This window comes from Nonomuraea sp. NPDC049141, from assembly GCF_040648415.1.
Lineage (GTDB): Bacteria > Actinomycetota > Actinomycetes > Streptosporangiales > Streptosporangiaceae > Nonomuraea.
This window is the reverse complement of sequence record NZ_JBEZDR010000010.1, coordinates 255,075-271,312: the sequence shown is the minus strand read 5'-3', so window position 1 is coordinate 271,312 and position 16,238 is coordinate 255,075. Positions and strand designations below refer to the sequence as shown.

19 protein-coding genes and 1 pseudogene are annotated in these 16,238 nt (G+C 68.2%); 13 read left to right on the top strand and 7 right to left on the bottom strand.

The annotated features are described in order from the left end of the window. Positions 1-2: 2 nt before the first annotated feature. The gene (locus tag AB0B91_RS30400; RefSeq protein ID WP_358326815.1) at positions 3-950 is read right to left on the bottom strand and encodes a GNAT family N-acetyltransferase; all 948 of its coding nucleotides are present in this window, start codon (positions 948-950) and stop codon (positions 3-5) included. Positions 951-1,046: 96 nt separating this feature from the next. Here AB0B91_RS30400 and AB0B91_RS30395 point away from each other — a divergent pair, with 96 nt between their 5' ends. Together AB0B91_RS30395 and AB0B91_RS30390 are read left to right on the top strand one after the other, a co-directional pair. Then, positions 1,047-2,738, top strand: a complete 1,692-nt coding sequence (locus AB0B91_RS30395; protein ID WP_358326813.1) for a serine/threonine-protein kinase — start codon at positions 1,047-1,049, stop codon at positions 2,736-2,738. Positions 2,739-2,747: 9 nt separating this feature from the next. Further along, positions 2,748-3,863, top strand: coding sequence for a hypothetical protein (locus tag AB0B91_RS30390; RefSeq protein ID WP_358326810.1), 1,116 nt, complete (start codon positions 2,748-2,750; stop codon positions 3,861-3,863). A 63-nt stretch (positions 3,864-3,926) separates the two neighbouring features. Here AB0B91_RS30390 and AB0B91_RS30385 read toward each other — a convergent pair whose 3' ends face one another. Next, positions 3,927-4,790 carry a PfkB family carbohydrate kinase gene (locus AB0B91_RS30385; protein WP_358326807.1) on the bottom strand — a complete coding sequence of 288 codons (864 nt, stop codon included), beginning with the start codon at positions 4,788-4,790 and terminating at the stop codon, positions 3,927-3,929. 10 nt (positions 4,791-4,800) lie between these two features. Further along, positions 4,801-5,826, bottom strand: coding sequence for a LacI family DNA-binding transcriptional regulator (locus tag AB0B91_RS30380; RefSeq protein ID WP_219535195.1), 1,026 nt, complete (start codon positions 5,824-5,826; stop codon positions 4,801-4,803). Between the two features lie 351 nt (positions 5,827-6,177). On the opposite strand from AB0B91_RS30380, the gene AB0B91_RS30375 reads away from it, so the two are divergent. Further along, positions 6,178-7,461: an ATP-binding cassette domain-containing protein gene (locus tag AB0B91_RS30375; RefSeq protein ID WP_358326803.1), complete on the top strand. Its 1,284-nt coding sequence runs from the start codon at positions 6,178-6,180 to the stop codon at positions 7,459-7,461. Between the two features lie 378 nt (positions 7,462-7,839). On the opposite strand, the gene AB0B91_RS30370 is transcribed toward AB0B91_RS30375, so the two are convergent. Next, a complete protein-coding gene (locus AB0B91_RS30370; protein WP_358326800.1) occupies positions 7,840-8,451 on the bottom strand; it encodes a TetR/AcrR family transcriptional regulator in 612 nt (203 codons plus the stop codon). 66 nt (positions 8,452-8,517) lie between these two features. Between AB0B91_RS30370 and AB0B91_RS30365 the strand changes: the two genes are divergently transcribed. From AB0B91_RS30365 to AB0B91_RS30320, 10 genes and pseudogenes are all read left to right on the top strand, one after another. Beyond that, entirely contained in the window at positions 8,518-9,093 is a 576-nt protein-coding gene (locus tag AB0B91_RS30365; protein ID WP_358326797.1) for a DUF2867 domain-containing protein, read from the top strand. Beyond that, complete coding sequence (locus tag AB0B91_RS30360; RefSeq protein WP_358326794.1) at positions 9,090-9,368, top strand: antibiotic biosynthesis monooxygenase; 279 nt, start codon at positions 9,090-9,092, stop codon at positions 9,366-9,368. The genes AB0B91_RS30365 and AB0B91_RS30360 overlap by 4 nt, the downstream gene beginning before the upstream one ends. 264 nt (positions 9,369-9,632) lie before the next feature. Further along, complete coding sequence (locus AB0B91_RS30355; RefSeq protein ID WP_358326791.1) at positions 9,633-10,256, top strand: NAD(P)H-dependent oxidoreductase; 624 nt, start codon at positions 9,633-9,635, stop codon at positions 10,254-10,256. Positions 10,257-10,398: 142 nt separating this feature from the next. Then, complete coding sequence (locus AB0B91_RS30350) at positions 10,399-10,638, top strand: hypothetical protein (protein ID WP_358326789.1); 240 nt, start codon at positions 10,399-10,401, stop codon at positions 10,636-10,638. Beyond that, positions 10,631-11,134: a DUF6879 family protein gene (locus tag AB0B91_RS30345; RefSeq protein WP_358326787.1), complete on the top strand. Its 504-nt coding sequence runs from the start codon at positions 10,631-10,633 to the stop codon at positions 11,132-11,134. Before AB0B91_RS30350 ends, AB0B91_RS30345 begins: the two co-directional genes overlap by 8 nt. Positions 11,135-11,151: 17 nt before the next feature. Beyond that, positions 11,152-11,355 (top strand): annotated as a pseudogene (locus AB0B91_RS30340) (helix-turn-helix transcriptional regulator); the annotation flags it as partial. Then, entirely contained in the window at positions 11,356-12,000 is a 645-nt protein-coding gene (locus tag AB0B91_RS30335; protein WP_358327081.1) for a DUF5753 domain-containing protein, read from the top strand. 66 nt (positions 12,001-12,066) lie between these two features. Next, the gene (locus tag AB0B91_RS30330; protein WP_358326784.1) at positions 12,067-12,444 is read left to right on the top strand and encodes a hypothetical protein; all 378 of its coding nucleotides are present in this window, start codon (positions 12,067-12,069) and stop codon (positions 12,442-12,444) included. Further along, a complete protein-coding gene (locus AB0B91_RS30325; RefSeq protein ID WP_358326782.1) occupies positions 12,441-13,070 on the top strand; it encodes a hypothetical protein in 630 nt (209 codons plus the stop codon). Before AB0B91_RS30330 ends, AB0B91_RS30325 begins: the two co-directional genes overlap by 4 nt. Positions 13,071-13,165: 95 nt before the next feature. Then, positions 13,166-13,510: a VOC family protein gene (locus AB0B91_RS30320; protein WP_358326779.1), complete on the top strand. Its 345-nt coding sequence runs from the start codon at positions 13,166-13,168 to the stop codon at positions 13,508-13,510. A gap of 411 nt (positions 13,511-13,921) precedes the next feature. Here AB0B91_RS30320 and AB0B91_RS30315 read toward each other — a convergent pair whose 3' ends face one another. The 3 genes from AB0B91_RS30315 to AB0B91_RS30305 are packed head-to-tail and all read right to left on the bottom strand — an operon-like array spanning position 13,922 to position 16,181. Beyond that, a complete protein-coding gene (locus AB0B91_RS30315; protein WP_358326775.1) occupies positions 13,922-15,166 on the bottom strand; it encodes an FAD-dependent oxidoreductase in 1,245 nt (414 codons plus the stop codon). Beyond that, complete coding sequence (locus tag AB0B91_RS30310) at positions 15,163-15,543, bottom strand: hypothetical protein (RefSeq protein WP_358326772.1); 381 nt, start codon at positions 15,541-15,543, stop codon at positions 15,163-15,165. The genes AB0B91_RS30315 and AB0B91_RS30310 overlap by 4 nt, the downstream gene beginning before the upstream one ends. Continuing rightward, on the bottom strand, positions 15,540-16,181 hold the full coding sequence (locus AB0B91_RS30305) for a sulfotransferase family protein (protein WP_358326769.1): 642 nt from the start codon (positions 16,179-16,181) through the stop codon (positions 15,540-15,542). Before AB0B91_RS30305 ends, AB0B91_RS30310 begins: the two co-directional genes overlap by 4 nt. Between the last annotated feature and the right edge of the window lie 57 nt (positions 16,182-16,238).

The window sequence follows — 16,238 nt, the reverse complement described above, 5'->3', positions numbered from 1 at the left end:
AGCTAAAGCGCTTTGCCGCGAATCTGCTCTTCGACCCGGTAGTCAAGAGTGGCGTACAGCTGAACGGCCTCCTCGTTGGCGGGGAAAACGTTCAACGCCAGCAGGTGATTGCCGTGCCGCGCCGCCACCCGCTCCCCCACTCGCATGAGCGCATGACCGTACCCGTGGCCGCGACGGCTTTCCTCGACCCACACCGAGAAAACAAAGGCGCGGCCCGCCCAGCGATCAAGTTGAATCCAGATGGACGCGATGACCTCGCCCGCGGATTCGATCACGTGGAAGGAGTGGCCGGGCGTGTCCATACCCTTGGGCAGCTCCTGGTCGAGGGCGAGGCGGGCCGCGTCCCACGCCTCCTCGGGCGCCAGGCCTTCGGCCTCCAGGCTCTTGGCGTAGTCGGTCGCCTCGCGCTCCAGCCATACCCGGAACTCATCCGCTCGCGGTTTCCGGTCAAGCGGGCCATCGGTGGGAGGAGAGCAGGCACCGATGGTTTTGGCCATGGTCTGCACCTGCACGGAATAATCCCGGAACAATGCCAGGTGCGCCGGGTCCGAGCCGTCGAGACCGGCATTGACCACCTTGACGCCACGACCGGCACACCAATTCTCCGCGTGCTTCAAAGCAGTCGTGCCGTACCCCCGCCCACGATCGGTGGCGGCGATCCAGATGTCATGCACGAATCCTTCGCCGGCTGCCGCCGCCACCGCGACGAAACCCACTGCGCACCCGTTAGCCATGACGGCGAAAAGGGCGGAGTCAGCCGCTTCACGCCAGCTGACGGCGGAGATTTCGACGGCCTCGGCGATATCGCCGGCGCCATATCCCCAAGCCTCATATCTGGCATGGAGTCGTTTTTCCCAGTCCAGGCGCCACGTATTGACGAGATCCGGCGTGGCCGGATGAATCTCCACCATCGTCGCTTGCTCCAACCGGGCGGCGAAGAGGTTGATCATCGAAACACGGTGGAAGCGCTGGTGTCAATACGAGCCTGACGCGGCGGCTCCGCCGGCACCGCATGACGCGTACACGGACACGCTACGCTCTCGCGCGTGTCCGAAATATCGGTTCCCGGCTATGAGATCCGGGGCGTGCTGGGGCAGGGTGGCTTCGGGATCGTCTACCTCGCGCTCCAGTCCGCCGTCGGTCGGGAGGTGGCGCTCAAGGTGGACAACCGGGTGCTGCTCTCCGACCGCGACAGGCGCCGCTTCCTGCGCGAGGTCACCGCGGCCGGCGCGCTGTCGGGGCATCCCCATGTCGTCCCCGTCTACGATGCCGGGCTGCTTCCGGACGGCCGGCCGTACATGGTGCTCGAACTCTGTCCCGGCGGGTCGCTCTCCGGTCAGCGCCTGCGGCCGGACGCGGTGCGGGACGTCGGGGTGCGGATCGCCGACGCGCTCGCCGCGGCGCACGCCCAAGGCGTGCTTCATCGCGACGTCAAGCCCGCCAACCTGCTGCTCAACCGCTACGGGCACGTGGCGCTGTCCGACTTCGGCCTGGCCACGATGCCCGACTCGGGACCCGACGCGTCGGTGACGCGGGAGTCGCTGACGCCCGCCTACGCTCCTCCGGAGGCGTTCGAGCTCGCCGAGCCGAGCGCTGCCGGTGACGTCTATTCACTCGCGGCCACGCTGTACGCGCTGCTGTCCGGGCGTCCGCCCCGTTTCCCGGAGAGCGGGGTGCCGAACCTGGCGATGGTGCTGGCGATGCATCGCCTGCCGGTTCCCGACATTCCGGGTGTGCCGCCGGCGCTGACGGCGGTTCTGCGTCAGGCGCTCGTCAGCGACCCGCACCAGCGGACACCGAGCGCCGCCGCCTTCCGCGACGCGCTGACCGCCCTGCGCCTCGACGCCGAGCCGGTGGGGGCAGGCTCGGGCCCGATGTGGTCGGGCTCGGATCCGAGGTCGCAGGGCGCTGATCCGGTATGGGCCGGATCGCCGAACAGCGTCCCGTCGGGAGCGCCAGGTGCCGGTAGGCCGGCCGACCCGTACCAGTACGCCGCATCGCAGCCGGTCAGCCCGCCTGGGCCCGGTCATGCCGGCCAGTTCGACAGCCGGTCCGTCAGCCGGCCCGTGGGGCATAGACGGCGGAGTGGCAGCGGCGGCCGGGATGTCCGGCGGGACGACACCGTTGAGCCGGTCGCTCCCCGGGGCGTCTCCAGGGTGTTCCTGGTGATCGTGTCGGCCTGTGCGCTGGTCTTGGCGACAGGCGCGGGGGTGGTCATCTATGAGCACTTCACCCGCGGGCCGGAGACGGGGCAAGCCCCGCAAGCGACCGGGGCGGCCGCGCGGAAGTCCCCGGCGGCCGCCCGGATCGCCGGCGTGGAGACCTACACCAAGGGATGCCCCGCGTCCGCCGTACCCGGGGCGAAGGCGTCGTGCGTCAAGGACTCCGAGTGCTGGGCCGGCCTGGTCGTCTCCGCGGGCGACACGACGGCGAGGCGGCTTGGTTGCGAGGAGACCCATTCCTGGGAGACGTTCGCGATCGCCCCGCTTCCGGCGGACTCCCTCACCTACGACCAGCGTGATCTGGCGAGACATCCCCTGGTGAAGAAGGTCTGCTCCACGACCGTCCTGCTGGCCACGCGGTACGGCGCGGCCAAGAACATCGCCGGCGACAAGTGGCTCGCGGATGTGATGCCGCCTTCGTCGGCGCAGTTCGATCAGGGCCTGCGGGTCTACCGGTGTGTCGGTGCCCTGGCGGGTGCGGAGAGGTCCGGCTCCGTCTTCCGGCCCACCTCTTGAGGAGGCAGGATGGGCCCGCGACTGGTACTCGTCACCTTGGCGGCGGTACTGACATTGGCCGGATGTACGGCCGGCTCGCAACCAGTCCCTGATGAGACCCGCTCGGTGAAGGCGAGCGGCACCCCGGCCGCCACCCGCCCCCAGGGACGCTGGCGGGTGGTCTACCGGCAGAAAGGCCTGGACCACGGGGCCGACTTCCTGGACATCACGGCCACGAGCGAGAGCGACGCGTGGGCGGTCGGCGAGCGGACCTTCGGCACCGACGGCCACGAGGCGTTGCTGGTCCGCTGGGACGGCAAGCGCTGGCGACGACTGGCGAAGGAGCTGCCGAAGCAGGCCCGGTACGTCACGCTCACCAAAGTGGACGCCTCAGACCCCGGCAATGTATGGGTCATCGCCGAGGACAAAGAGGGAGGCGAGTCCGGGCTGCTGCACTTCGACGGCCGGCGCTGGTCGTTCGTCCCCGATCCGGTGGACACCTCTGACGAGGCCGCGAGTCCGTCCGAGGTGATCGCCCTGGGTGGTGGGCAGGCGTGGACGTTCGGCGACGGGTGGACACGGCACTTCGACGGGCAACGCTGGACCAGCCAGGCGATCCCCATCGTCACGCACGCCGCCTTCGCGCGCTCGCCCCAGGACATCTGGGCGGTCGGGGAGTCGGACCCGATGCCGGACGACGCTTCCGCGCAGTCGGAGCCCGCCGTCGCGCACTTCGACGGCCGGACCTGGCAGCGGATGCCGCTGCCCGCGCCGTCGCCGCCCGGCTCGTTCGAGTCTCGGCTCGACGCCGTCCTGGCCGTGGCCGCCGACGACGTGTGGGCGGTCGGCGGCTACGAGACGCCGGACGGTACGTTCGGCCCGCTGTCGTACCGGTGGAACGGCACCGCCTGGCGGGCGGTCGCCCTGGACGGCGGGCGGTTGACCGGGATCGCCCGCGACAGCGGCGGCGTGGTGTGGGTGGCCTCCCATCGGTTCAACCCCGATCCGGGGAACGACAGCTACCGGCTCCTGGCGGAGGCGGGCGGACGTTGGTCACGGGTCACCCCCTCCGCCCCGGTGACCGGGATGACCTCAGGGAAGCCCTTGTGGGCGATCGGCCAGAACGCGATCACGGAGTATCGCTGAGACGGGGTCAAGGGAGTTCAGGTCGCGGGTGACTTCGACGGTCTCCACCAGGGGCCTCGGCTCCTACGCGCGGCTCAGCAGGACCGCCTCGGTGATCGGGGACTCGTGGGTGCCGAGGACGGTGCAGGCGTGGGCTCCGGCGGTGGCGCCGAGCCGTACGCACTGCTCCAGCGGAAGCCCGCGGAGCCTGCCGTACAGGAAGCCGGAGACGAACGCGTCGCCCGCGCCGTTGCTGTCGGCGATCGGGCCGGGCAGCGGCGCGGCCGGGAAGGCGCGCAGCGGTGTGTCGCGGGTGAGGACCAGGCAGCCCTCGGCGCCGCGGGTGCAGACGACCGTGTGGGCGCGGCCGCGGTCGATGATGCCGGCCATGGTCGCGGCCGGGTCGGCGAGCGCGGCGGCCGAGAGGAAGACGAGGTCGGAGCGGTAGGCGAAGTCCTGGTGGTAGTCGTCGACGCCGTTCCAGTCGTGGAGGTCAGTGGAGACGGGCATGTCGAGGTCCGGGTACACGTGACGGCAGAAGTCGGTGATCGACACGTGCGCGTGCCGCGCCTCGACACCCGTGTAGAGGTGGCGCGGGAGCCGCTCGCCGGGCGTGCTCCTGGGGTCGAACAGCGAGGTGCGGCGGCCGTCCGGACCTACCAGCAGGACGCTGCGCCGGGTGCCCGCCGCCGCCGGCGCCCAGGCGAAGTTGAGGCCGCGCAGCGCGTGGCGGATCAGCGCGCCCTGCGGGTCGTCGCCGATCATGTCGGCGAACGCGACGTCGAGCCCGAGCGCCGCGCAACCGAGCGCGACACCGGCGCCGGTGTTGCCGATCCGGTCGATCACGGGCGGCACGGCGTAGGTGTCCTCGTACGGCAGGGGCAGCGTGGGCACGTACACGGTGGTGTCGACCCCGGCACCGCCGAGGACCAGGACGTCGCGGATCAACGGCTCACCGTCATCGGTTCACCAGCGGGCCGGAGCCGGTGGAGCCGCGGACGACCAGTTCGGGCTGGAAGACGAGCTCGACGTGTTTGGCGGGAGCGCCGTTGACCTCTTCGAGCAGGGTCTGCACCGCGGCCGTGGCCATCGCGCCGATCGGCTTGCGCACCGTCGTCAGCGGCGGATCCGTGAACGCGATCAGCGGCGAGTCGTCGAAGCCGACCACCGACACCTCGCCCGGCACGGCCAGCCCCTTCTCGCGGCAGGCGCGGATCGCTCCCAGCGCCATCAGGTCGCTCGCGCACACGATGCCGGTGCAGCCGCGGGACAGGAGCTGCATGGCCGCCGCCTGCCCACCCTCGACGGAGAACAACGAGTGCGCGATCAACTCGTCGACCGCGCTCGTACCGAGGAGCTGGGCCATGGCCTGCCGGTACCCCTCGATCTTCCTGATCACGGGGACGAACCTGCGCGGCCCCAGCGCCAGCCCGATCCGCTCGTGTCCGAGGTCCACGAGATGCTGTACGGCCAGCCGCGCGGCGAGCCGGTCGTCGGGCGAGATGAACGGCGCGTCGATGTGCTCGCTGTAGCCGTCGACCAGCACGATCGGCAGCCCCCGGTCGGTGAGCCTGGTGTAACGGTCCATCCGGGCGGTGGTGTCGGCGTGCAGCCCCGACACGAACACGATGCCGCTCACCCCACGGTCCACCAGGAGTTCGGTGAACTCGTCCTCGGGCGCGCCGCCCGGCAGCTGGGTGCAGAGCACGGGCGTGTAGCCGTGCTGGGTCAGCGCCTTCTCGATGGCCTGGGCGAACGCCGGGAAGATCGGGTTGTCGAGCTCGGGCGTGACCAGGCCGACGAGCCCGTTGCTGCGCTGCCGCAGCCGGGGCGGCCGTTCGTAGCCCATGAGGTCGAGCGCGGCCATCACGGCCTGGCGGGTGGCGGCGGAGACGCCCGGCTTGCCGTTGAGCACCCGGCTGACCGTGGCCTCGCTCACCCCGGCCTGGGCGGCGATGTCGGCGAGGCGCGCGTGACCGGTCATGGCCGCCACTTTACTTTCCACCGGGCCGCCGGATGTGGCGCGTACAGGACGTCACCGCAGGCGGAGCCGCGCCTGCGCACGTGATCGGCCACGGCCTCGCGCCACCCCCTGATCATGCTCCGTAACCCTAGACGGTCTCGACCATGAAAGCCCTTGCCGCAAGTTTACGCAAGCCCTTCCAGGGCCCCGTTTTTCCGGACTTTTTCACCAGCGGATGTCCCAAACCCCTGACCGAAACCCGATTGGGCGGAGATCTTTTATGACAAGGGTGGACATGCAGCGTTAAGGCGCGATGTACTACCCCTTCAATCAGCCCCGTCACAGGTGACACGTGCGCAAGGTGTTGGGCCCATGAGCTCGGTCGTTCTCGACAAAGTGACCAAGGTGTACCCGGGTGACTACCTGGCAGTAGACCGACTGAGCCTGAAGGCCGAAAATGGCGAGTTCCTCGTTCTGCTCGGACCCTCGGGCTGTGGCAAGTCCACACTACTCCGCATGATCGCCGGCCTCGAGGAGATCACCGAAGGGGACCTCTGGCTGGACGGGCAGCTGGCCAACCATCTGGCCCCGCGTGACCGCGACGTCGCCATGGTGTTCCAGAACGGCGCCCTCTACCCGCACAGGACCGTACGCGGCAACATCGCCTTTCCCCTGGAGATCGCCAAGTCCGACCCGGCGCAGGTGCGCGAGCGCGTCACCGAACTGTCCAAGGCGCTGCACATCGACGACACGCTGGACCGCCGCCCGGGCACGTTGTCCGGCGGCCAGCGCCAGCGCGTCGCGATGGGGCGGGCGATCGTCCGCCAGCCCAAGTTGTTCCTGATGGACGAGCCCCTGTCGAACCTCGACGCCGGCATGCGCACCGAGCTGCGCATGGAGATCTCCGCCCTGGTCAGATCGCTGAACGTCACCACCATCTACGTCACGCACGACCAGGTCGAGGCGCTCACGCTGGCCGACCGCATCGCCATCCTCAACCGCGGCGTCCTGCAGGACGTGGGCACCCCGTCGCAGATCTACAACGACCCCGCGACGGCGTTCGTGGCGGCCTTCCTCAACTCGCAGCAGCTGAACCTCCTGGCCGCGACGGTGCACACGCCGCAGAACCAGTACGTCCTGCTCGACTTCGGCCCGCACCGGCTGACGATCCCGTGGAGCGACCCCCGGGCGTACGCCATCTCGCAGCACACGGGTGGCCAGGTGCTGGTCGGCATGCGCCCCGACGGCCTGGCGCCGGTGCCCGAATCGTATGAGGGGCCGTCGTTCTTCGGCCGCGTGCGGGCACTGGAGTACCACGGTCATGAGTGGCTCGCCTACGTCGAGTGCGGCATGCCCGCCGTACCGGTGCCCGAGCCGCCGGACCGGCGCGCGAAGACCAATGGTGACAAGAACGGGTCCGGCGGGCTCGGCGGGCTGGTCCGCCGGATGTTCTCCCAGCGCGAGGAGGAACGGGAGCAGCAGGAACAGGTGGGGCAGAACGTCGGCAGCGGCACCCACCGGCGCTCCGACATCATCGTCCGCCTGGGCGGGCGCCCGGCCTGGCGGGCCGGCGAACCGGCCAAGGTGGCCGTCGACCAGGCGCGCCTGATGATCTTCACTCCCGATGGCGGCCGCATCGACCCACCCCGCCGCTGACACCTCCCCCGGGCGGGGGAAAGCGATGGCTCACGGTGGGGAGGCCACCTGTCACCGCCGTCGGCACGCTTGGTGGCATGACTTACTGGACTTCTCGATGGGCCGGTTACGCGGCGATCGGGGGCGATTGGCATGCTCGGAGGGGCGCTACTCAGCGACCGCGGGGGCGCGGTCTTCGGCGGGTACTGCGCCATCTGGGCGGCCCTCCTGACGATCGCCGCTCTCGGGTTCCAGCGCCGCACCAGAGCGGCGCGAGTTCCAAGCCTGGCTTATCGAACTCGGTGACTCCGACGATTCGGATTCTGTTCTCCTCGAACGACGTCACGGTGGCGGCGCTCGGGACTATTAGCTGTGCGGGGCGGTTAGCTGTGCGGGCGGTTAGCTGTGGGCGGCGCCCTCTCCCGTGCGGTGGAGATCGCCTGTGGGCGGCAGGATCCCGGCCACCAGTGCGCTGAGGGCGGCCAGCGCCTGCTGAGCATCGACCCGCTCGGGCGCCAGCAGCCACTGCTGGTGGATGCCGATGCCGGCGCCGATGATCGCGACGGCCAGCGCCTCGGCCGACACCCCCGGAGGAAGCGGCAGCCGTTCCAGCCAGCGTCGGCAGTGCTCGCGCAGAGTGTCGTGGATCTCGACGTAGCGCCCGCGGATGGGTGAATCCGGCTCCAGCGCCTCGACCAGGAGCGTGACGAAGAGCTTGGTGGTCGGGAGCGCGAACATCGCGCCGGCCGCCAGGTGCAGCTCTTCGAGCTTCGACTCTGGGAGCTCGGCGAGGCTGTCGCGGACCATCGCCACCGAACGTTCGAGCACCGCCAGCAGCAGGCCCTCCTTGCTACCGAAGTGCCACGGGATGGAGCCCCTGCTGATCCCGGAGCGCTGGGCCACGTCGATGAAGGTCGTCTGCCGGTAGCCCTTCTCGGCGAACAGCTCCGCCGCCGCGGCGAGGATCAACTCGCGGCTCTCGTTACTGGTCTGCTCTCGTCGCGTTGTCACGCCACCTCCTCTATGCTATGAATCATATTCTATGTTGGCCGACACAGAAACGGAGGCCACCCACTCATGAGACTCCCGGCCACCGCCCACACCTCACGCCCCTGGCGGATCCACACCCTGACACCCGACTTCCGGCTCGAGGACGTATGGGAGCTGCCCACTCCCGGCGGCCCCGACGACCTGGAACGCCTGGTGCGGCAGATGGTCACCGGCGATGGCCGTTTCTCCGGCGCCACCCGAGCCCTGTTCGCGCTGCGCTGGAAGATCGGCGAGCTGCTCGGCTGGGACCGGCCGGACACCGGCGTCGGCGTACGCGTGGAGACGTTGCGCAACCGGCTGCCCGCCGACCTGCGCGACGGCCCGCCCGCGCCGGACCCCGTCGCGGTGCCCCTCACCTCGGTCTATCTGACCGACACTGAGTGGGCGGCGGAGCTGGCCAACAAGACCGTGCACACCGTCATGCACATCGGCTGGGTGCCGGATTCCTCCGGCGGCCACCACGGGCAGCTGGCCGTCCTCGTCAAGCCGAACGGCCTGTTCGGCAGGGCTTACATGGCCGCGATCAGGCCCTTCCGCCACCTGATCGTGGACCCGGCATTGATCCGGCTGATCGGCCGCGGCTGGCAGAGGGGGGCGGCATGAAGATCGGAATGATCGCGAGTCACTATCCGCACGCCTTGCACCGGGAGGAGTTCATCGCCCGGGTGCACCAGGTCGCCGAGGTGTTCCGGGGCACACCAGGATGCCTGTCGGCCGAATGCTGGCTGTCCGACGACGCGGTGATCTCGATCGTGCAGTGGGAGTCGGACGAGGCGTTCGCCGCGTCGCTGGCCGCCGTACAGGAGGCGGACCTCGATCTGGCCTATGACGAGCGCGAGGTACGGCCTCGCGAGATCGTTCGGATCGTGGCCGGTTAGGCCACGCGCACGCCACCAAGTCGATCAACGCCGGGGCGTTTGCCGAGTACCGCACGCCAACCGAAAGAGTAGGGGCATCGGAGGTGACCAGGTTCCCCGGGGGACCAGAGCCAGGGTGAACGACATGGTCGGTCTCGGGGGCGGGGTGCGGGCCAGCGGATCACGAACGGGACATGACCGGGTCCGAGGCGCGCAGTTGACCAACCGGACCACGGTCCGTATTGTTCTCGGCACAAGCGGACCGCAGTCCGGAAGGGGACAATCATGAAGCCGATCCTGCACATTTCCGCCTCCCCCAGAGGAGCGGAGTCGATCTCGCTGGCCATCGCCTCGACCTTCGTCGAGGAGTACCGCGCCACGCATCCCGGGGCGCAGGTCGACCACTTCGATCTGTGGGATGGAAGTCTGCCGGAGTTCGGGCCCGCCGCGGCGAAGGCCAAGATGACCGTGTTCGGAGGGGGTGTGCCCGAAGGAGAGGAGGCAGTGGCCTGGGAGGCGGCCGTGCGGACGTTCGAGTGGTTCGACGCCTATGACCGGTATCTGTTCAGCGTGCCGATGTGGAACTCGGGCGTTCCGTACAAGCTCAAGCAGCTCATCGACGTGGTCAGCCAGCCGGGCATGGTGTTCGGGGTGGATCCGGAGACCGGCTACCAACATCTGCTACGCGGGAAGCGGGCCGCGGTCGTCTACACCAGCGCGGTCTGGGGGCCGGGGGTCGGGGCGGAGTTCGGGAGTGACTTCCAGTCGACGTTCTTCGGCGGGTGGCTGCGCTGGGCCGGGATCGACGACGTTCAGGAGATTCGGCACCATCCGACGTTGACCGGGTCGTACGAGGACGAGCGGAAGCAGGCCGACGAGCGAGCCCGAGAGGTCGCCAGGCGCTTCTAGCGACTTCCGCCGATCGTGCCTGGTGAAGACGACATTAGCCACGAGGCCAGGACCATTTGGACCCCCTTTCTTGACGGCCTGAGAGCCGGCGTTCAGGCTGCGCAGGTGACAGTCCGTACACACTCGAAGACTGGGAGGGACCATGGCGCTACGGTTCTACGGCAAAGGCGGCAGCGACACCGAGAACTGCCCTTCGGTCTCCGTCGATGAGACTGACCTCAGCCTCGTGTTCGTCGGCTGGCCAATCGAGGACCCCGAAGTGATATCCGAGATCGAGCAGTACAGTCACATCGCACCGGACGAGCGTGCCTTCCGGATTCCTCCGGAGCTGCGTAAGGCGATTTGGGAGGCTTTGGGTGGCGACAATCCCAACTTTGGCTGAGCTGCTGAACAAAACCCAGCGCTCGGTTACTCACCTCGAGATGCGGGACACCTATGGGCTCAGCGGTGAGGGCTACCGGGCATGGCGCGAGGGCGTCCGTATCGAAGAAATCTCCAAGTACGACTACCTGTCCTCCTGGGTGAACCTCATCCGCCGGCACATGGCGCGAGGCGTCACCTTCCGTCGCGCGAGAGTCGTCTCCGAACCGTTCAGCGACTACATCCGGTACGAGCACGCCATCACCCCCGCCGCGAACCTTGCGGCCGGGGAGCTGGTTCGTTGGCTGTCTCGGCAACGTGCTTACGACTTGGCGCTGCCTGGCTGTGACTTCTGGCAGTTCGACGATGGGCTGGTGCGGCTGATCTTCTCATCGGGTGACGGTGAACTCGTCGGGTACGAGATGACCGACGATCCGGCAGTGGTCAGCCTGTGCAGCTCGGCCTTTGAGGCCGTCTGGGAGCGCGGCATTGACCACGCTGAGTACAACCCCGCCTAGTCACCGCGCCTCGTACCGTGCCCGCGTCATCGTCCAGCAACGCTCAGCAAGCCCGTAAGGCCATCGGCAACCGGCTACGGGTGATCCTTCGACAGTCCGGCCTGACCTCGCGTGCCCTGGCGAGGCAGGCCGGCTGGGAGGAATCCAGGTGCTCCCGCCTTTTGTCCGGCCGTACCCCGCCGACGGAGACGGACATCGAGATTTGGTGCCGCCTCTGCGGCGTGCCAGAGGAGATTCCTGACCTGATCGCGGCCTCTCGCAACGTCGAGAGCGCCTACATGGAATGGCGCCAATATCAGCGTAGTCAGAAGCATCTCAACGAGATGCGGCGGAAACTGTACGAGGAGACTCGGCTTTACCGTTTCTACAGCTCCACCACATTCCCCTGGCCCGCGCAAGCCCCCGGCTACATGCGGGCGCTCATGCTGCGCGGCGCGGAGCTGCATCGTTCAAATCCCCCGGACATCGAGGATGCGATCCGAGTACGGGTGGATCGTCAACGGCTGCTGGATGATGGCACCCGCCGAGCTGCAATCCTTGTGGAGGAGTCGGCGCTACGCGCTCAGCCCTTCCCCGGCGAGGTGATGCGGGATCAGTTGAACCACCTCCTGGTCGCGATGCGACGCCCGAACATTTCCCTGGGCATAGTGCCTATCGAGGGGCGACGGGTCCAGAAGCCCGCCGAGAACTTCCACCTCTATGACGAGGCACAGGTGTTCATCGAACTACTGACGGCGGCGGTGACCATCACGCAGCCTCGCGAGATCGCCCTCTACGTCCAACTGTTCAATGACCTGACCGCTGATGCCGTCTTCGGCTCGAAGGCGCAGACGTTGATCAATGCCGCTATCCGCGCACTGAACTGAAATTCGTCGTACAAACTCGTACACACTTGTTGAGGTTGCGAAAGTGCAGGTCCTAGCGTCGATGGCATGTCACCGAGACGCGCTGCCGAGCCCCGCCAGGGCCAGCACAACGGGGTAACCGCCGATATGGCCAGCCGGCTGGACGAGGCGCTCGGGCCTGTGCAGCAGGAGTTGAAGCGGCGACATATCCCGTGTCTGAGGGTGTCGCTGATCAGCCTGGAGTTGTGGGAACGGCAGCCGCTGACGTTCCCCGAGTACCACACGCCCGCCATCGAAGTCTGGGACCGGCAGGGAAAGATCGTGGCTGCCGTCACGATGAGCGTGGATTTGAACCACTTCTGCGTGACCGTCCCTTCGCAGCAGAGCCACCCCTACCTCATTTCTGTCCAGGCTCCCGAACTGGTGGCAGCGCTCATTCCTGGCTATGACCGGGAGGGGCCGTGAGTCTGGTGACGGAGGCGGGCGAGACCGGCTTTCGCTATCCGTTCGTGATCGGGTGGACGGGGGAAATCCAGAGTGACCCGTTGAAGTGGATACCGCGCCGTGGCGGTCTGCAACTCAGCTACGCCATTCCGAGTCGTGGCGACTACAACAACGGCGTCTTGCTGTTGCGGCAAGGCAAGAAGATGACGGGACGGCCCGACTTCACGTCGGTGAACACCCGGAGGCAGTGGCGTTGTATGGACAATCGGCTATGCCAGGTGTGTGCTTGTTCGGCGGTAGACGCCGAGACCAGTCGGATCTGGTGGTTGCTGTCATCCGACTCCGGTGATGGCGGAGATGGCTACACCAACGCGCCGCCGACATGTCGGAGGTGTATCCCGGAGGCGATCACGCAGTGTCCCCACCTGCGGCGTAACGCCGCAGTATTCACCGTAGGCGCCTGTTCGCCGTTCGGGGTGCGAGCTGATGTGTTCTTGCCCTACCTGCCGCCGCTGGTGCCGTACGAGCGCAACGTGGTGCTCACGTTCGATGACTACGACATGTCTCACGCGCTTGGCCGGGAGTTGCTGATACGGCTACATGATATGCAGCCAGCGCCCCTGGACGAGTTGCCGCGCGTGGCGTGAGTTGAGACTCAGACGGCCCGGTTGAGGTGTTCTCGCTGGTTCTTCCTCGGTGGGCAGTGGTCTCACTCTTGAATCGACTGGAAGGAGTGGTTCCGGTGGACCTGTACAGCGTCGTGTGCGTGCGTGACCGGGTGACATCGCAGAAGTGGTTCGAGGCGTTCTTCGGGCGGCCGGCGGACGAGATCATCGGCGAGGAGTACCTGTGGCAGGTCGGTGAGAACGCGTGGGTCGTCATCGACGACCGCCACATGCGGGCCGCGCGGGTGGGCGGCACCATGATCACGCTCGGCGTGACCGATCTCGACGAGATCTTGGCCCGGCTGGCCGCGCACGGCATCGAGCACGAGCCCGTGGAAACGTACGGCAACGGTGTGCGCCACGTGGAAGTCCTCGACCCGGACGGCAACAGCCTGTCTCTCGCGGAGGCGCCCGCCCAGTGATCCGAGCTCAGGAGACGGTAGCGCGGGCGTCAACCTATCGGAGGCGCTGGAGGCCGGCCCTCCGGGCCGCCGGCGTCGTCCCGGTCCTGCCTGTCGACGACAACGCACGGGCCGACCTCACCGGGGCCCCCTCACGGACTGATCACATCAGGTCCGAACTCAGCCCCCGAGAGGCTTCCAGGCGAGGCCACTCAAGCGTTGTGGGTGAGCGCCTTGCATCCGGCCTTGGCTCGCTCGACGTGGTGCGCTGTACGACCTCGCGCTCGATCGTCGAGTTGGTGGTCGGGGCTGGGGTCTTCGCCGGGGCCTTGGTGCTCGGCTTGGGTCTGGGCCAGGCGGTAGGAGTCGGTGCCGGTCTCGATGATGTCGCCGCCACGGTCAAGCCTGCTCCAAGCAGCCGGCCCGGCGACGTTACGGACGGTCTGGACGGGCGAAGGCCGGAGCATGTTCGGGGCGGGGCCCAAAGCCGACGAAGCGGGCGGGTATCTTGCGAAGCCCCGGGAACACGCGGGTGAGGAAGAGCATGGACTTCGGCGGGCCGGAACGTTTGCCCGCGAACTGCTTCTCGAACATCACCCGCTGCAGCAGCCGCTGACCATTCTGCACGATCACGGTGGGGCGATACCTGCGCCGTTGCACGGCTGCCAGATCTGTGAGGGTGACGGTGTGCCGACGCAACGGGTCGGCCAGGATGGTGCCGGCCGCCACCGCGTCCTGGATGGCCAGGTTGATGCCCACTCCGCCAGCCGGTGACATGGCGTGCGCGGCGTCGCCGATGAGCAGCAGCCCGTCGAGGTACCAGCGCTTGAGCCGGTTCAGCCGCACGTCGAGTACATGCACGTCGTCCATGCTCGCCAGCCCGCCGACCCGGTCGGCGAAGTCCGGCCGCAGGTGGGCGATGCGCTCTCGGAAGCGCGCTATTCCTTCGGCCCGCAGCCGCGCGTCAGAGCCTTTGGCGGTGAAGTACGCCACCTGGTAGTAGTCGTCGCGGGCGAGGGAGATCAGTGCCTCAGGACCCCGGGCGACCGGCGTCACGCCGGCGGGCACCTCCCGCTCGCCGACCGGCCGGGGCAAGCGAAACCACCAGACGTCGAACGGCACGCGAAACTCCTTGGGCACCAGGCCCGCGTCGCGGCGCAGCGTGGAGTGCCTGCCATCGCAGGCGACCGTCAGCTCGGCGCGGATCTGCCCGTCGCGGCCGTCCGCCGTGCGATACCGGACCCCGGTGATCTTCTCGCCGTCTCGTAGCAGCGCGGTCGCCTCGGTGTTCATGCGCAGGGTGAAGCCGGGCTCCTCGTCGGCCGCCTTGGCCAGGAAGGACAGTAAGTCCCATTGCGGCACCATCGCGAGGTAGTTGTACGGCTTTGGCAGCGCCTCGAAGTCGCCCAAGGTCACCATGCTCCCGTCGGGCGCGGGGAGCGACAGGTTGCCCAGGCGGCTTTGCGGCAGGGCGCGAAAGCCGTCGCCGAGACCGAGCTCGTCCATGAGCCGGATGGTGGCGGGATGCACGGTGTCCCCGCGAAAGTCGCGCAGGAAGTCGCCGTGTTTCTCCAGCACGGTGACCTCGATCCCGGCCCGGGCCAGCAGCAGGCCCAGCATCATGCCGGCCGGGCCGCCGCCGCACACCAGGACACCGGTGCTTTCGGTGATCGTCATGACCGTCCCTTCCCGCGCAGTCCGTACTGGATGAACAAGGCGATGACCATCAGGCGCAGGGCTACGTTGGCCCAGATCGACGGGTCCACCGCGGCGCGGGTGAACGCGTACGTCTCGACCGCGGCGGTGCAGCCATGTAACACGATCATGGTCCACGTGATGACACGCACCGCATCCTGTTGCCGGAGGGTTCTACCGGCGAACGACAGGAACGCCACGGCCAGTTCGGCGGCCCCCAGCAGGTAGCACACCAGGTAGCCGTCTGGCATGATGCGCACGCCTACGGCGCCGGGAATCAGGCCGGGCGCGGCGATGAGCATGACACCCGCCGCCAAGGTGACCAGGGCATGAAGGGTGAGCAGGATGCGGAGGTTCACCTCGACTCCCGTAGGCGGGTGAGGGCGGACTGCCGGTCGTTGAGGCGTGGGTAGGGCTCGTCCGGAATGGGCACGCCGAGGAAGTCGCACAACGGCTCCCAGCCCTGCCCGCTCTCGTAGACCAGGACGCGATCCGCACGGAGCGTGCCGGTCACCTCCGCCGTGTGGCGCAGGAACACCTTCACGGCATGGCTCTCATCAGGCATCGGGTCGGCCAGTGTCGTGCCGAAGGTGTCGCGCCAGATGCGATCCAGCAGCGGCCGCATGCCGGTGATCACAGGCTGGAGTTCGCGGGGCACCGCACTGGGATCGTGCAGCAGCGCGAAGACGGTGTCGCGGAGGCTGACGTACCAGGCGTGGGGGTCGCGCACGGTCAGGATGACCTTGGCGTCGGGGTGGGTGTGCGTGAGCGGGCGCCAGAAGTGGGCGCTGGGCCAGTCCACCGCGGCCTGGTAACCCCGCAGCAGGCCCGTCCAGTCGACCTGCTCCTCGAGGGCCTGCCGCCACCGCGGCGCCTGCTCTGGATGGGTGCCGATCTCCTGCATGTGGTGACAGGGACCGAAGCCGAGCAGCTCCAGCGCCGCCTTCAGCGATGTGGTCCCGGTACGCGGCAGTCCCGCGCCGATCACGCTGATCATCCGCACGCCTCCTAATTCATCAGAAGGTGAAACTCTTATGTAGACGATACACACATG